Source organism: Mycolicibacterium phocaicum, assembly GCF_010731115.1.
Classification (GTDB): domain Bacteria; phylum Actinomycetota; class Actinomycetes; order Mycobacteriales; family Mycobacteriaceae; genus Mycobacterium; species Mycobacterium phocaicum.
Window position 1 is genome coordinate 2,710,241 of the sequence record NZ_AP022616.1, and the last position, 15,088, is coordinate 2,725,328.

The 15,088-nt window shown below is 68.4% G+C and carries 17 protein-coding genes and 1 pseudogene; 6 read left to right on the top strand and 12 right to left on the bottom strand.

The window, feature by feature from the left end; genetic code table 11:
- The first annotated feature begins 202 nt into the window (after positions 1–202).
- Positions 203–1,425 (top strand): annotated as a pseudogene (locus G6N46_RS13045) (IS110 family RNA-guided transposase).
- A gap of 105 nt (positions 1,426–1,530) precedes the next feature.
- On the opposite strand, the gene G6N46_RS13050 reads toward G6N46_RS13045, so the two are convergent.
- From G6N46_RS13050 to G6N46_RS13060, 3 genes are all read right to left on the bottom strand, one after another.
- Complete coding sequence (locus G6N46_RS13050) at positions 1,531–1,950, bottom strand: hypothetical protein (RefSeq protein WP_138248167.1); 420 nt, start codon at positions 1,948–1,950, stop codon at positions 1,531–1,533.
- A 131-nt stretch (positions 1,951–2,081) separates the two neighbouring features.
- Entirely contained in the window at positions 2,082–3,446 is a 1,365-nt protein-coding gene (locus G6N46_RS13055; protein WP_138248166.1) for a hypothetical protein, read from the bottom strand.
- Between the two features lie 21 nt (positions 3,447–3,467).
- Positions 3,468–4,265, bottom strand: coding sequence for a (2Z,6E)-farnesyl diphosphate synthase (locus G6N46_RS13060; RefSeq protein WP_064860360.1), 798 nt, complete (start codon positions 4,263–4,265; stop codon positions 3,468–3,470).
- 116 nt (positions 4,266–4,381) lie between these two features.
- On the opposite strand from G6N46_RS13060, the gene trhA reads away from it, so the two are divergent.
- Complete coding sequence (trhA, locus tag G6N46_RS13065; RefSeq protein WP_061001761.1) at positions 4,382–5,107, top strand: PAQR family membrane homeostasis protein TrhA; 726 nt, start codon at positions 4,382–4,384, stop codon at positions 5,105–5,107.
- 49 nt (positions 5,108–5,156) lie between these two features.
- Here trhA and G6N46_RS13070 read toward each other — a convergent pair whose 3' ends face one another.
- From G6N46_RS13070 to mca, 4 genes are read right to left on the bottom strand one after another with little or no spacing between them, the layout of a single operon-like run.
- Positions 5,157–5,519 carry a nuclear transport factor 2 family protein gene (locus tag G6N46_RS13070; protein ID WP_064860389.1) on the bottom strand — a complete coding sequence of 121 codons (363 nt, stop codon included), beginning with the start codon at positions 5,517–5,519 and terminating at the stop codon, positions 5,157–5,159.
- 10 nt (positions 5,520–5,529) lie between these two features.
- Positions 5,530–7,509: a thioredoxin domain-containing protein gene (locus tag G6N46_RS13075; RefSeq protein WP_138248165.1), complete on the bottom strand. Its 1,980-nt coding sequence runs from the start codon at positions 7,507–7,509 to the stop codon at positions 5,530–5,532.
- Positions 7,510–7,519: 10 nt separating this feature from the next.
- Positions 7,520–7,810 carry a hypothetical protein gene (locus G6N46_RS13080; RefSeq protein ID WP_138248164.1) on the bottom strand — a complete coding sequence of 97 codons (291 nt, stop codon included), beginning with the start codon at positions 7,808–7,810 and terminating at the stop codon, positions 7,520–7,522.
- Positions 7,807–8,673 (bottom strand): mycothiol conjugate amidase Mca, encoded by an 867-nt coding sequence (gene mca / locus G6N46_RS13085; RefSeq protein ID WP_138248163.1) that lies wholly within the window; start codon positions 8,671–8,673, stop codon positions 7,807–7,809. Before mca ends, G6N46_RS13080 begins: the two co-directional genes overlap by 4 nt.
- A 120-nt stretch (positions 8,674–8,793) precedes the next feature.
- Here mca and G6N46_RS13090 point away from each other — a divergent pair, with 120 nt between their 5' ends.
- The 3 genes from G6N46_RS13090 to G6N46_RS13100 all read left to right on the top strand — a co-directional run bounded on the left by G6N46_RS13090 (position 8,794) and on the right by G6N46_RS13100 (position 10,683).
- Positions 8,794–9,216, top strand: a complete 423-nt coding sequence (locus G6N46_RS13090; RefSeq protein ID WP_138248162.1) for a DUF4307 domain-containing protein — start codon at positions 8,794–8,796, stop codon at positions 9,214–9,216.
- Between the two features lie 264 nt (positions 9,217–9,480).
- A complete protein-coding gene (gene greA, locus G6N46_RS13095) occupies positions 9,481–9,975 on the top strand; it encodes a transcription elongation factor GreA (RefSeq protein ID WP_061001764.1) in 495 nt (164 codons plus the stop codon).
- 45 nt (positions 9,976–10,020) lie between these two features.
- Positions 10,021–10,683 carry a GOLPH3/VPS74 family protein gene (locus G6N46_RS13100; protein ID WP_138248161.1) on the top strand — a complete coding sequence of 221 codons (663 nt, stop codon included), beginning with the start codon at positions 10,021–10,023 and terminating at the stop codon, positions 10,681–10,683.
- On the opposite strand, the gene G6N46_RS13105 is transcribed toward G6N46_RS13100, so the two are convergent.
- From G6N46_RS13105 to G6N46_RS13115, 3 genes are read right to left on the bottom strand one after another with little or no spacing between them, the layout of a single operon-like run.
- Complete coding sequence (locus tag G6N46_RS13105) at positions 10,680–11,852, bottom strand: cystathionine gamma-synthase (protein WP_061001766.1); 1,173 nt, start codon at positions 11,850–11,852, stop codon at positions 10,680–10,682. The genes G6N46_RS13100 and G6N46_RS13105 overlap by 4 nt on opposite strands.
- 10 nt (positions 11,853–11,862) lie before the next feature.
- Positions 11,863–12,318 carry a TM2 domain-containing protein gene (locus G6N46_RS13110; RefSeq protein ID WP_138248160.1) on the bottom strand — a complete coding sequence of 152 codons (456 nt, stop codon included), beginning with the start codon at positions 12,316–12,318 and terminating at the stop codon, positions 11,863–11,865.
- Positions 12,319–12,332: 14 nt separating this feature from the next.
- The gene (locus G6N46_RS13115; RefSeq protein WP_138248159.1) at positions 12,333–12,854 is read right to left on the bottom strand and encodes a DUF4190 domain-containing protein; all 522 of its coding nucleotides are present in this window, start codon (positions 12,852–12,854) and stop codon (positions 12,333–12,335) included.
- Positions 12,855–12,938: 84 nt separating this feature from the next.
- On the opposite strand from G6N46_RS13115, the gene G6N46_RS13120 reads away from it, so the two are divergent.
- Positions 12,939–14,105 (top strand): acyl-CoA dehydrogenase family protein, encoded by a 1,167-nt coding sequence (locus G6N46_RS13120; RefSeq protein WP_110767579.1) that lies wholly within the window; start codon positions 12,939–12,941, stop codon positions 14,103–14,105.
- Here G6N46_RS13120 and G6N46_RS13125 read toward each other — a convergent pair.
- A complete protein-coding gene (locus G6N46_RS13125; protein WP_234880557.1) occupies positions 14,089–14,586 on the bottom strand; it encodes an Rv1078 family RDD domain-containing protein in 498 nt (165 codons plus the stop codon). The two genes, G6N46_RS13120 and G6N46_RS13125, sit on opposite strands and share 17 nt — an antisense overlap.
- Positions 14,583–15,068, bottom strand: a complete 486-nt coding sequence (locus G6N46_RS13130) for an Rv1078 family RDD domain-containing protein (RefSeq protein WP_138248158.1) — start codon at positions 15,066–15,068, stop codon at positions 14,583–14,585. The genes G6N46_RS13125 and G6N46_RS13130 overlap by 4 nt, the downstream gene beginning before the upstream one ends.
- Positions 15,069–15,088: the final 20 nt, after the last annotated feature.

The following is a 15,088-nucleotide window of genomic DNA, read 5'->3' on the forward strand; positions in this document are numbered from 1 at the left end:
CGTTGCCCGAGCCTGCCGCAGGGTTGACTTCCCGATGATGGTTCCCGAGCTTTGAGCTCTTCGATAGAACGAAGTCCTGCGGTGCGCTGGAGTCACGGACGGCTAGTGAGATGACGGACCTTTGAGTCCCACGATTAGGGCGCCGCGTGAGTCCACCGGTAACGGCACGACCACAGATCGAAGGAGTGAGACAACATTGGGTTTGTATTGCGGAATCGATTGGGCCACAGCCCATCACGATGTCGCGGTGATCAACGATGAGGGCAAGGTGGTGGCCCGCGGCCGGGTCAACAACGACGCCGCCGGGTTCACCGCCCTGCTGGCCCTGCTGGCCGAGGTCGGTGACAGCGCTGAGCATCCGATCCCGGTCGGTATCGAAACCGACCGCGGCCTGTTCGTGGCAGCGCTGCGGGAAACCGGCCGGGTGATCTACCCGATCAACCCGCTGGCCGCGTCCCGCTACCGGGCCCGGTACTCGGTGTCGGGCGCCAAATCCGATGCCACCGACGCGGTGCTGCTGGCCAACATCATCCGCACCGATCCCACCGCGCATCGCGCGTTGCCGGCCGATACCGAACTGGCCCAAGCGATCCGGGTCCTGGCCCGCGCCCAGCAGGACGCGGTGTGGGCCCGCGGGCAGGTCGGCAACCAGATCCGTGATCTGCTCAAAGAGTTCTACCCCGCCGCGCTGGTGGCGTTCGACGGCCTCGACGGCGGGCTGGCCCGCCCCGATGCCCGGGCCATCCTGACCGCGGCGCCGACCCCGGCCCAGGCCGCCAAGCTGACCCCCGCCAGGTTGCGCCGGCTGCTGATCAAAGCTGGCCGCCAGCGCTACCTCGACCGCGACGTGACACGCCTGCGTGAGGTGTTCGGCGACACCTACCTGCACCAGCCGGCGGTGGTGGAAAACGCGATGGGCATTCACCTGACGGCGCTGCTGGGCCAGTTCGACGCGGCCTGCGCCGCGACCGATGCGTTGACCGAGGCGGCGACCGCCCATTTTGATCAGCACCCGGACGCCGCGATCATCACCAGCTTCCCGGGCTGGGGATGCTCGCCGGTGCCCGGGTGCTCGCCGAGATCGGTGATGACCGCACCCGGTTCCCCGACGCCCGCGGCTTGAAAGCGTTCGCCGGATCGGCGCCGATCACACGAGCCAGCGGCAAGAAAACCGTTGTCCTGCACCGTCATATCAAAAACCGGCGACTCAACGCCGTCGGGCCGATCTGGGCCCTGGCCTCGCTGCGCGCCTCCCCAGGAGCCCGCCGGCACTTCGACGCCCGCCGCGCCGCCGGAGACTGGAACCACCAAGCCCAACGGCACCTGTTCAACAAATTCCTCGGCCAACTGCATCACTGCCTGCACACCGGCCAGCTCTACAACGAACATCAAGCGTTTCCACCTCCACTCCCGGCCGCGGCTTGACTTTTAACTTCGTGAGATGTCTTTCGTTGGAGGGGTGGTGAAGGCCGGCGCGGGGACGTCAACTGCAACCTCTTTCAGCGACGCCCCCGCCCGGCGGGAAGGGAGTCACGCCAGACGGCGTACTCCGAGGTATTGCAGCCAGGCGCAGCCCAGGCCCACAGCCATGACCGCGAGCACCAGGACGTTGCCCGCCGCGGTCAGCGGCAGCACTCCGGAGGCCAGGACGCCCAGCACCGCGACGGTGGCGATCAGGTTGCCGATCAGCACGCCGGTCCCGACGCGCCGAATCCTGGGCACGGCGGCCATGACGTACAGGGCAAACCCCCAGACGACCAGTACCGCGCCGATGACCCATTCGGATGTCGCCGACAGCCCCGACAACCGGGACAGCGGATCAGCGGTGAACGCCATCAGCAGGCCGGTGAGCGAGCACAGCGTGCCGTCGACGCGGAGGCCGAAACGGAGCAGGGAATCGGAGCTGTCGGACAGTGGTCGGGTGTGGAGCCCGGGGTTGATTGCGGTCATGGCGGTCGCTCCTTGCGGTGCCGGTTGGGGGGGACACCCATGACACTGCTCGAACCGGGCTGCCCGGTCTGCACCAAAAGCTGCCGATTACTGCCAGGCACTGCCAACCGCAGGTCAGCGACCATTGCGGCCTACGTCAGCGTGGAGACCGGGGTACCGCGCAGGTCGGCGGCGATCACCCGGGCCGCCGCGTTCTGCCAGTTGTGCAGCGACCGCTGCGGCACCTCGGTGACGAACCATTGCCACGCCTGCCGGGCCACCGGGTCGAGTCCGGCCGCCGTGGCGTTCTGCGCGTAGGCCCGCACCCCGACGACGTACGGGAAGTACAGCGAGTTGTAGTGGCGCCACTGCTCGGTGGTGCCGAAGTCGCCGCCGTCGCGGGGTTTGAGCGCCGCGATCCGATCGGCCAGCAAATCCTTGAGTTCGTTGGCGCGCTCCAGCGGCTGGTCGGGTGCGCCGCGGCGGGCGAGTCTGTCATCGATGACGGGCAGCGTCGTCAACGGCGAGGCGACGAGCTTGGAGAGGTCGGCGTAATGGCCGAGCGCGCGCCGGGTCAGGCGGACGAACGTCTCGTCATCGATGTGGTCGAGCGGGTTGGTGGCGCGCAGCGGCAGTGCCGCCTCGGTGCGACGCAGCGCGGCGCGGTCGGCCCGCAGGTCCGGTTCGCGGGCGAAGGCCAGCCGGTCCAGCAGCCCCGACAGCGGGTCGGCCAGGACGTTGATGGCGATGGCCACCGCGAGGCTGGTGAACAACAACACCATCAGCGCCAGATGCTCGCCGGTGACCGCCAGGCCGATCAGCACCTGGCCGCCGAACAGCACCGACACCGCCATGCTGCCGACCAGTGAGCGGCGCATCCCCGCGCGCAGGGCCTGCCCTTCGTCGAAGGCGTCCCACCACGCCACCGCGATGCCCAGCAGCAGCACGTCGAAGGCCGCGGACGCCAGTACCAGCCAGCTGGGCAACAAGCCCAGCGGAATGAGCAGGATCGCGTTGCCGAGCCCGAAGAACAACGTCGCCGCCACGACCGGCGGGACGATCTTGCGCGACGACGCACCACGGCGCAGCCGTCGTACCGCCAGCACGAGCGCGCCGAACGCCGACAGCGCGATGGCCCCGACCATGACCCAGTGCCCGAGCCGCAGCGGCGGGTGCACACCCCCGGAAATCCCGGCCCCGACCAGCGCGATGGCCGCCACCGTCGCCACCGCCACGAAACCCCACCGGCTCCGCGCCGAGTCGACGGGCCGGGACAGCTCGAGCAGCACGGTGAGCCAGGCGATGCCGGGCAGCACCGCCAGATACGCCTCGATGTGACTGAGCGGGCCGGTCGGTGCGTCGCCGGCCAGCCGGATCGCGTCGACTGCGACCACCACGGCGAAGCTGCACAACCCGAACGCCGTCCACGCCAGCATGGGCTTGCGGGGATCACGCGCGAGCAGGTACAGCCCCAGCCACCAGCTCAGGGCGAAGACCACTGCCGACAGCGCAGCCATGTCTTCAGTTTGGCACGAACGCTATTTGCCGTAGCGGCGGTTGCGCAGCGTGTAGTCACGCAGCGCGCGCAGGAAGTCCACCCGCCGGAAGGCGGGCCAGTGTGCGTCGGTGAACCACATCTCCGAATAGGCGCTCTGCCACAACAGGAATCCGCTGAGCCGCTGCTCACCCGACGTGCGGATGACGAGGTCGGGGTCGGGCTGGCCCGAGGTGTAGAGATTCTCGGAGATGCCGTCGACTGTCACGGCCTCGATGAGTTCCTCGGCTGTCGCACCGTTGGCGAGCTCCTTGCTCAGCAGGGTGCGCACGGCGTCGGCGATCTCCTGCCGGCCGCCGTAGCCGACGGCGACGTTGACGTGGAACGACCCGGCATCGGTGCGCGCGGCCGTCGACTCCACGGCGTCGCGCAGCCGCTTGGCCGGCTCCTCACCGAGCAGCTCCAGGTCGCCGACGGTCCGCACGGTCCAGTGCTTGTCGGGCGCGCAGATCTCTTCGACGACGTCGGTGATGATCTCGATCAGCGGCGCCAGCTCCTGCGGGTCGCGCTGCAGGTTCTCGGTGGAGAGCAGGTAGATCGTCGCCATCTCGATACCGGCCTGCTGGCACCAGCGCAGCACCTCGGCGATCTTGGCGGCCCCCATGAGGTAGCCGTAGCTGACGTCGTCGTGACCAGCCTCACGTGCCCAGCGCCGGTTCCCGTCGCACAACACCGCAATGTGGCGTGGCAGTTGCGCTTTCGAGTGCGCAAGCTCCTGACGCAGCCGCAGCTCGTAGAGCCGGTACGCCGGTTCCTTGAGACGCGGGGGAATGATGTCCACGAGAAACCAGACTACTGTGGACCCCTGGGTATCCCATGGCTGTTAGTGGAGGAACGTTGTCCGCTCCGAGCAATACAGGTCCGGCCGCCACCGACCCGGCTAACGCACCGTCGAACATGACCAAGCCGTACCGCGCCGCCGCGGTGCTCCGGCAGGCGGATTCGCTGCCGGATGTGGTGGTCGAGAGCGTCGTCGAGTTCCTCGGCAAGCCGCGCGCCCGCGGCTGGATCCACGTGTACTCGGCAGTGGTCGCGTTCTTTGCCGGTGCCGCACTGGTTTCGGTGTCGTGGGCCATGCAGGGCACGCGCGCCGGTTTGGCGACGTTGCTCTACACCTTCACCATCGTCGCGATGTTCACCGTCAGTGGCACCTATCACCGGGTGAACTGGAAGTCGGAGAAATCGCGCACCTGGATGAAGCGCATGGATCACTCGATGATCTTCATCTTCATCGCCGGCAGCTATACGCCGTTCGCGCTGCTCGCGGTGCGCACCGACGGCTGGCTGTTGTTCTGGATCGTCTGGAGCGGGGCGCTGGCCGGCGTGGCCCTCAAGATGCTGTGGCCGACGGCGCCGCGCTGGCTCGGCGTGCCGCTGTACATCCTGTTGGGCTGGGTCGCGGCCTGGTTCATCGGGCCCATCCTGGAGGGCGCGGGCGTCACAGCGGTCGTGCTGTTGATCGTCGGCGGCGCGCTGTACTCGATCGGCGGCGTGCTCTACGCGCTCAAGTGGCCCAACCCGTGGCCACGGACGTTCGGGCACCACGAGTTCTTCCACGCCTGCACCGCGGTGGCGGCCATCTGCCACTACATCGCGATGTGGTTCGCCGTCTTTTCCGGGTGATTTGTGCACGATTTTCCGCGCTCACCGCGGAAAATCGTGCACAAATCGCTCAGAGCTGGGTGACGTTCGCCGGGCCCCAGTACGCCTTCATGGACATGATCTTGGCGTCGGCGTCGAAGTTCATGGTGCTGATGATGTCGATGCGCATGGCGCTGTTGACGGTCAAGGTCCAGTAGAACGCGGCCTCGTGGCCGCAGACCCGCAGCGTGTGCAGTTCGTGGGAGTTCTTGGTGCCCGCGATGTTCGAGTAGAAGCCGTGGATCGTCTGGCGGCCGACGTGCACCTCACCGCCGACCGGGTCCTCGATGGCGGCATCGACGGCGTACAGCTCCGCGATCCCGTCGGCGTCGGCGACGTCGACGAGGTCCAGATAGCGGTTGACGTTTTCGGTGATCTGCTCAGCGCTGGGCATGCGCCGCACGCTACACGGCCGCGCCGAGGGCAGCGCCGAGATCCCCCGCCGTCGTCACCGGAAGGTCACACGCCTGGCCGCGGCAGACGTACGCGGCGTCCTGGCCGTGCACGCGGCCACGTCCGTCGAGCAGCGTCGACGACCCCTCGGCACCGCCGACGACGATGGCGCCACCGGGCGCGAATCTGCGTGCCGCACCGAGCAATTCCGAGTCCGTGCCGGTGCACGCCACCGCGATCTGAATGGGGCCGCGAACGGCCGCTTCCGTGACCGCCAGCCAGTGGCCACCGCCGCGTGGCGAGCGGGCCAGGATGGGGGTGGCCGACGCCAGCGTGGCGGCGGCCGCATTGAGGTACCGCTCGGGTTCGGCGGCCAGGTGCGCGAACGTCAGCAGCGCCTCGGCGACCAACGACGCACCCGACGGCGTCGCCCCGTCGACCGGGTCGGCGGGGCGCACCAGCAGGGCCTCCGCGTCGTCCGCGGTGTCGAACCAGCGGCCCCCGCGGTCCGGGTCGGCGAAGTGCGTGAGCGCGGTGTCGAGCAGACCGTGCGCGGCCGTCAGCCAGCTGTCGTCGCCGGTCACCTGATGCAGCGTCAGCAGGCCCGTCGCGAGCGCCGCGTAGTCCTCCAGGATCCCGACGCTGTCGCCGACGATGCCGCCGAGGCTGGCCCGGCGCAGCCGGCCGTCGACCAGATGCAAATCCAGCAGCCGGCGGGCGCAACCCGTTGCGGCATCGAGGAATTCGGGCTTGCCGAGTGCGACGGACGCCTCCGCGAGCGCCGTGATGGCGAAACCGTTCCAGGCGGTGACGACCTTGTCGTCGCGTCCCGGCTGCGGCCGCAGCGCCCTGGCTGCCATCAACTTCGCGCGGACCTGCTCGAAGCGTGCGGCGTCGTCGGGGTCGGTCAGCAGCTGCAGCACCGAGCTGCCGTGCTCGAACGTCCCGGCCTCGGTGACCTCGAAAAGCGCAGCGGCCCAACGCCCGTCGTCATCGCCCAGCACCGACACCAGCTCCGCCGGCGTCCACACGTACGTCAGGCCCTCGTGCCCGGCGGTGTCGGCGTCCAGCGACGAGACGAACATGCCGCCGTCACCGAGGTCGTCGATGATGAACCGTGCCGTCTCGTCGGCCACCTTGCGCGCCAACGCGTTTCCGGTCAACCGCGCCCAGTGGGCGTACACCCGCAGCAGCAATCCGTTGTCGTACAACATCTTTTCGAAGTGCGGCACCACCCACGACGCGTCGACGCTGTAGCGGGCGAAGCCGCCCGCCAGTTGGTCGTAGATGCCGCCGCGCGCCATCGCGCCACCTGTGCGTTCCACTGCGTCGAGGCCCGAGCCGGTGCGTTCATGGTGCCGCAGCAGGGCTTCCAGCAATGCCGACGGCGGGAACTTGGGCGCCCGGCCGAAGCCACCGCGGGCATGGTCCTCGTCGCGCAGCACCGCGGCGACAGCGTGGTCGCACAGCTCGGGCGACGGGACCGGGCCACCCGAGGGCAGCGCGGACGACATCTTGCGCAGCTCCGAGGCGATCTGGTCGGACGCCTGCTCGACCTCGTCCCGCCGGTTCTGCCAGGTGTCGGTCACCGCCGAAAGCAGCTGCAGGAAGCTGTCTTTCGGGTAGTACGTGCCGCAGAAGAAGGGCCGGCCGTCGGGCGTCAGGAAGCACGTCATGGGCCAGCCGCCCTGGCCCGTCATCGCGACCGTGGCGTTCATGTAGATGGCGTCGAGGTCGGGACGTTCCTCCCGGTCGACCTTGATGCACACGAAGTTCTCATTCGTCACCGCAGCCACGTCGTGGTCCTCGAAGGACTCGTGCGCCATCACGTGGCACCAGTGGCAGGCGGCATAGCCGATCGACAGCAGGATCGGCACGTCGCGCTCCGCCGCCTCGGCCAGCGCCTCCGGTGTCCACTGCTGCCAGTGCACCGGGTTGTCGGCGTGCTGGCGGAGGTAGGGGCTGGTGGCGGAGCCGAGTTTGTTAGCCATACCTGGAGTGTTACCCAGCTTCTGGCTTTGTAGTGCCGTCGGGTCCGGCGTCGCTCGTCGGCGCCTCGTGCGGCACGCCGCCGACGGTGCCGTCGTCGACCGCCTGATCCGGCTCGGGATGCGCGGGGTCGAAGGATTCGGGCAGCTTGCGAAGGTGCCGGTTCATCGACCAGACCAGGGCCACCACGGCGATCAACAGGATCAGCGTGATCACCAGCCCGGCCGGGCTGGCCTTGCCGAAGTCGGGCCCCGTCTGGCGCGGACCTTCGGCCAGCAGGATGGTGAGCGGAACAGAAATCACAGCGATACTCCCGTGAACAGATCGGTCTCGGGCAACGTCACCGGAACCCTGGATCGGGCCAATTCGTACTCCTCGGTCGGCCACAGCCGCTGCTGCCATTCGATGGGCGCGCGGAAGAAGTCACCGTTCGGGTCGATCTGCGTGGCATGCGCCAGCAACGCGCGGTCCCGCTGCTCGAAGAAGTCGGCGCACTCGATGCGGGTCGTCACCCGGTTGGCGAAGGGATCGTGCTCGGGGTCCCAGTGCTGCAGCCACTTCTCGAACGGCCCGACCTCGCCGTGCTTGGCGAACTCGTCCTGCAGCAGCTGCATGCGCCGACGCAGGAAACCGTGGCCGTAGTACAGCTTCGAGATGCTCCAGGGCTCGCCCTCTTCGGGGAACTGCACATGGTCGGCGGCCGCTTCGTAGGCGGCCATCGACACCTGGTGAGTGCGGATGTGGTCGGGGTGCGGGTAGCCGCCGTTCTCGTCGTACGTGGTGATCACGTGCGGCCGGAACTCGCGGATCACCCGCACCAGCCGGCGGACGGGCTCTTCGATCGGCACCACCGCGAAGCAGCCGTCGGGCAGCGGCGGCAGCGGGTCACCCTCGGGCAGCCCGGAGTCGACGAACCCCAGCCAGTGGTGCTCGACGCCGAGGATTTCGGCGGCCCTGGCCATCTCGTCACGGCGGACCTCATGGATGCGGCCGTGCACCTCGGGCAGGTCCATCGCCGGATTCAGGATGTCGCCGCGCTCGCCGCCGGTCAGGGTCACGACCATGACCCGGACGCCGTTGGCCGCGTACTTGGCCATGGTGGCCGCACCCTTGCTCGACTCGTCGTCGGGGTGCGCGTGCACCGCCATCAACCGCAGTTCGCTCACGTGTGCCTTACCTACTGTCTCTACTCGGTGGGACAACTCGCTGCAGTCCAACCATGTCGCTGGGTCCTATAGTTCCAGTCCAAGCATTCCGAACCGACCGATGGGGCACCCAAAGTAGCCATGATCGAGCGTCCGACCGCCCGCTACGGGCGCCAGCGCATGTCCCGGCTGACCCGTCGCCGCATCGCGATCGGCCTCACGCTCCTCATCGTCGTCGCTGGTGTGGCGCTCGCGTTCGTCGGTTTCCAGCGCCTGGGGACGTCCCCCGTCAAGGGCGAGTTGAGCACCTACAAACTCATCGACAACGAAACCGTTGCGGTGACCATCTCGGTCACGCGCGAGGACCCGTCCACGCCGGCGGTGTGCATCGTGCGGGCGAGGGCGCTCGACGGCAGCGAAACCGGGCGGCGCGAGATTCTCGTCGTGCCGGCAGAGGCCAAGACGGTCCAGGTGACGGCCGTCGTGAAGTCCACAAAACCGCCGGTCGTCGGCGACGTCTACGGCTGTGGCACCGACGTGCCGTCGTACCTCGTCGCGCCCTGAACACCGGCCGGGTGACCAACCGTCCGGCGAACTCCGAACTGCGAAATCATGACCGTTTGGAGACGCCCAAGTGGTACGCTTGCTCAGTACACGGTTCCGACTGGGGCCGTGTATTGCTGCATTAGCGGGCACCTGCTGGCACCTTCTGGGGGGACCTGGACCTGCCGTCGCGATCGCAGCACCGCCGGCCCCAAGCAACGGGGCAACCCCGGACACACCGCCCGGGCATACACGCACGCTTACAACGACAGGAGAGCAGCAGACATGACCGATACCCAGGTCACCTGGCTCACCGAAGAAGCATTCGAGCGCCTGAAGGCCGAGCTCGATCAGCTGATCGCCAACCGCCCGGTCATCGCTGCCGAGATCAACGACCGCCGCGAAGAGGGCGACCTCCGCGAGAACGGCGGCTACCACGCGGCCCGCGAAGAGCAGGGCCAGCAGGAAGCCCGCATCCGTCAGCTGCAGGAACTGCTCAACAACGCCAAGGTCGGCGAGGCACCGAAGAAGTCCGGTGTGGCGCTGCCCGGCTCGGTCGTGACCGTCTACTACGACGACGACCAGAACGACACCGAGACGTTCCTCATCGCCACCCGCCAGGAAGGCGTCACCGACGGCAAGCTCGAGGTGTACTCCCCCAACTCGCCGCTCGGCCACGCGCTGATCGACGCCAAGGTCGGCGAGGAGCGCAGCTACACGGTGCCCAGCGGCGCCACCGTCAAGGTCACGCTGGTCAAGGCCGAGCCCTATCACGCCTAGCCCTGCGACGGCCGGCCCTACTTCGCCGGCCACCAGCTGACATTCATGGCTCAGATCGCCGAAGACCTGTATCTGCTGCTCCTGGACAATTCGTCCGCACAGCCGGGTCTGGATCAACCACGTCGGCACCGGGTGTTGTCCGGTGCCGTCCTGCTGGACCTGGCGCTGGCGTGCCGTATTCGGCCCGCCGCGCCAGGTGACGGCGCACCCGACGGCCACCTGGTGGCCCTGTCCGGCGACGGCACCGTCGACGCGGTGTCCGCGCCGGCACTGGACCTGCTTCGCCAGCGACCGCGGCGGCCCGCTGCCGTGATGTCGAAATTGCGCAAAGGCACCGAGGACAGTCTCATCGACCAGCTGCAGCACGCCGGGCAGCTGCGTCGGCAACCGTTGGGCGGCAACAGGTTCCGGCCGCACTACGCCCTGCCGTTGACGGACCGGGCCCGCGTCGGGCAGGCGCGCGCGGCGATGCTGTCGGCATTGTTCGACCGCCGACCGCCCGCGCCGGCGACGGCAGCCATCGTGACGCTGCTGCACACCGTCGACGGTCTGGGTTCGCTGATGAGCCTCAACGACCGCGGCTGGCGGTGGGTGCATGCCCGCGCCGGCGACATCGCCAGCGGCCACTGGGTCAACGAATACGAGACCGGCGTCGCCGAGGTGAACCTCGCGGTCACGGCCGCCGCGGTACGGGGCGCGCTGGTTTAACCCAGCGCCTGCTCCAGGTCCCCGATCAGGTCGGCCACATCCTCGATGCCGACCGACAGCCGGACCAGGTCGTTCGGCACCTCCAACTGCGAGCCGGCGGTCGACGCGTGCGTCATGGCGCCCGGATGCTCGATCAGCGACTCCACGCCACCGAGCGACTCGGCGAGAATGAAAATCTCTGTGCGCGAGCATAATTCGCGGGCGGCCTGCTCGCCGCCGCGCAGCCGCACCGACACCATGCCGCCGAAACCGCTCATCTGCTTGGCCGCCACCTCGTAGCCCGGATGACTCGACAGACCCGGGTACAGCACCGTCGCGACGGCCTTGTGGTCGTTGAGGAATTCGGCCACCCGCAAGGCGTTTTCGCAGTGCCGCTGCATGCGCAGCGGCAGCGTCTTCAGACCGCGATAGGTCAGGTAGGCGTCGAACGGGCCCGGCACCGCACCGGCACCGTTCTGCAGGAACGCGAATTTCGCGTCGAGTTCTTCGTCGTTGGTCACCAGCGCGCCGCCGACGACGTCCGAGTGCCCGCCGATGTACTTGGTGGTCGAGTGCAACACGATGTCCGCCCCGAGGGCCAACGGCTGCTGCAGCGCCGGCGAGGCAAAGGTGTTGTCCACCAACACCTTCACGCCCGATGTGGCGCCGATCTGCACGATGGCCGCGATGTCGGCGATGGACAACAGCGGGTTGGTCGGGGTCTCCACCCAGATCAGCCGGGTCTTCGAGGTGATCGCCGCGCGCACCTCGTCGAGGTTCGACAGCTGCGCCGGCGTGTGCGTGATACCCCACTGCGTGAAGACCTTGTCGATCAGGCGGAAGGTGCCGCCGTAGGCGTCGTCGGGGATGACGATGTGGTCGCCCGGACGCAGCACGGCGCGCAGCGCGCAGTCGGTGGCCGCCATGCCGGAGCTGAACGCCCGGCCGTAGTGCCCGCCCTCGACCGCGGCCAGCAGTGTCTCCAGCGCCGCCCGGGTCGGGTTGCCCGTGCGGGCGTACTCGAATCCGCCGCGCAGCCCGCCCACGCCGTCCTGCGCGAACGTCGAACTGGCGTAGATGGGGGTGTTGACGGCACCGGTCTGCGGGTCCGGCCGGAACCCGGCATGAATGGCCCGGGTCGACGGTCCGTAGGCGCGGTAGTGGTCTGCCTGGCTGCGCTGCTCACTCACAGGCGCCAGCCTAGTCGCGGAGCTTGCGCCCTTGGGGGTCGGGAACGTTCCCCATCAGGATCATGATGCCGTCGATCAGCGGCCAGATGGCACCGATGCCGCAGGTCACCAGCGAGACGACGAGCTGGAGCACGCCGATGGTCGTGTAGCCCAGATAAAATCGCCCGACGCCGAAGGTGCCCAACAGGATCTGCAGCAGGCCGGCCGTCACCTTGGACTTGTCCGACAACGGCAGCCCCGTCAGGGGATCACGGCCCCAGGGCGCGGACGGGTCGGCCACGTACTGCGGCGCGTAGCCGTAGCCCGGCGGCGGGTAACCCGGCTGCTGCGGGTACCCGGGCGGCGGGTAACCGGGCTGTTGGAAACCGGGCTGCTGGGAGTACCCCGGGTATTCGTGGCCGCTGAACGGCGGCTCGCCCGGCTGCTGCTGACCGGACCCGTCGGCGGGCTGGTAGGGATTCGTCATTGGTCAGGTCCCGTCTAGTAGGTGGTGGTGCCGCTGCTGCCCACGATGAGCGCGATCAGGCCGAAATAGAAGATCGCGATCAGCGCGAAAAGCGCCAGCCCGATGTAGCCGACGATCAAACCCGCGAGAGCCATGCCCTCGCCCTCCTCGCCGCTCTGCTTGATCTGCGACTTGGCGAGGTGCCCGAAGATCACCCCGAGGATCGAGGTGGCCGCACACGTCGCCAAGCCCAGCAGTGAACAGACCAACGACGCGATGGCCAGGCCGTTCGTCTTCGGCACCGGCGCATAACCCATCGGCATCATGCCGGGCATCGGCGGCATACCCGGATATCCCTGGGCCACAGGCGGATACGGCGCGACCGGCGGCGGGTAGCCCGGACCAGGGAAACCGGTGACCGGCGGCGGGGGGAACGGCTCGGGCGCCGGCATCGACGGGTACGGCTCCGTGCCGTAGGCCGGGAGCGGCGGCATACCGTAGGCCGGGGTCGAAGCCTCCGGCTCGCCCGCACCCTGGTTCTGTTCCTGCTCAGTCATCGTCCACCCCGTCTGTCCCTGAGCGACCAGCGTAGCCGGGGCCGCCTCTCGCTTTACGCCGAACTCCCGGTGTAGAACTGCACCATGACAGCCTCGATCGACAATCTGCTCGGCACCGACGACCTGTTGAGCGCCGAGGACATCGAATTGCGCACCATGGTGCGCCAGTTCGGCGAGCAACGGCTGCGTCCCTACATCGCCGAGTGGTTCGAGAACGGTTCGGTTCCGGTACGCGAGATCGCCACCGAGGTGGGCAAGCTGGGCCTGCTCGGCATGCACCTCACCGGGTACGGCTGCAGCGGGTCGACGGCGACGGCCTACGGGCTGGTGTGCCAGGAGCTGGAGGCCGTGGACAGCGGCATCCGGTCACTGGTGTCGGTGCAGGGCTCGCTGGCCATGTTCGCGATCCATCACTGGGGCAGCGAGGAACAGCGCGAGCAGTGGCTGCCGGGCATGGCCGCGGGCGATCTGATCGGCTGCTTCGGTCTCACCGAACCGGACTTCGGCTCCAACCCCGGCGGCATGCGCACCACCGCCCGACGGGACGGCGACGACTGGGTCCTCAACGGCTCGAAGATGTGGATCACCAACGCCTCGGTCGCCGATGTCGCGGTGGTGTGGGCGCGCGCCGAGGAAGGTGTGCTGGGATTCGCGGTACCCACGGACACACCGGGTTTCAGCGCCCGCGAGATGACGCGCAAGATGTCGCTGCGAGCCTCGGTCACCTCCGAATTCAGCCTCGACGACGTCCGGCTCCCCGAGTCCGCGCGGCTGCCCGGGGCGCGTGGTCTGTCCGGCCCGCTGAGCTGCCTGTCGGAGGCGCGGTTCGGCATCGTGTTCGGCGCGGTGGGCGCGGCGCGCGACTGCCTGCAGGCGACGCTGGACTACGTCGGCACGCGCACGGTTTTCGACAAGACGCTCGCGGAATACCAACTGACGCAGGCCAAGATCGCCGACATGGCCGTCGAACTCGGCAAGGCGCAGCTGCTCGCCCTGCAGCTCGGCCGGCTCAAGGACGCCGGGAAGATCCAGCCCGAGCAGGTGAGCGTCGGCAAGCTGAACAACGTCCGCGAGGCCATCAAGATCGCCCGTCAGTGCCGAACCCTGTTGGGCGCCAACGGCATCACCCTCGAGTACCCGGTGATCCGGCACGCCAACAACCTGGAGTCGGTGCTTACCTACGAGGGCACGTCCGAGGTGCACCAGCTGGTGATCGGGCAGGCGCTGACGGGGGTCAGTGCGTTCCGCTGACAGGGGTGCGCGTGCGCGGCGGCGTCACGCAGACGGTCTCCATCACCATGTCGGCGAACGTCTGTCGCTTGGCGTCCCACAGCGGCCACAGATAGCCGACGATCGACAGGTCGGCCAGGTGTACCGCCTGCCGGAGCAGTGAGCGCCCGAAACCTATTGGCGTCCCTGAGGTTTGACCGACGACCCGGACGCGCAGGGCGGTCTTGCCGAGGCTGGCGCCGGTGCGTCCCTGGCGGTAGCCGAAGTTCCAGACCAGATAACCGACCATGAGCGCCCAGGTGACAACCAGGCTGACGTAGCCCAGCGTCGAGTAGCCGTCGCCACATTGGGCGCCGCCGTCGAACGCGGAAGTATCGGTGTCGCACAGCCGGTCTCGCGTGAACCACACCAGTGCCGCACCGGCCGCGGTGAGTACCAGCAGGGGCAGCAGGTCGATGACCGTGGCAGCGGCTCGCCGCCACCACGGGGCGTACGCCATCATCGCGTCGACACGCAGACGGTCGACATGATCTTGTCGGCCAGGGTCTGCCGCTTGGCGTCCCACAACGGGAACAGGTAACCGGCGAACACCGGGACGGCGTCGGCGACGTGGGCCAGCTGCCGCACCACCGAGCGACCGAAACCGACGGGCTCCCCCGTCTTTTCGTCGATCACCTGGAAATGCAACACCCGCTTACCCAGGCTGGAGCCCGTGGTGCCCTGCAGATAGCCGTGATTCCACACCATGAACAACAGCGCGACGACGAGTCCGGCCAGCCAGATCAGCACACCGGCGACAGAGTTCCCGGTGGCGCAGTACGGGCCGATGCTGTAGTCCGCTTGGTCGGCAAGGCATTTCGTAACGCGCTGGGAGCGCTCGATCAGACCGCCGACGATGATGACGAACAGCGGCGGGACCCGGTCGATCAGGCTGGCCACCACGCGGGCCCACCAGGGTGTGTAGTTCAAGTCGTCCTGTCTCATGGGGTGCTGCCGTCATGCCT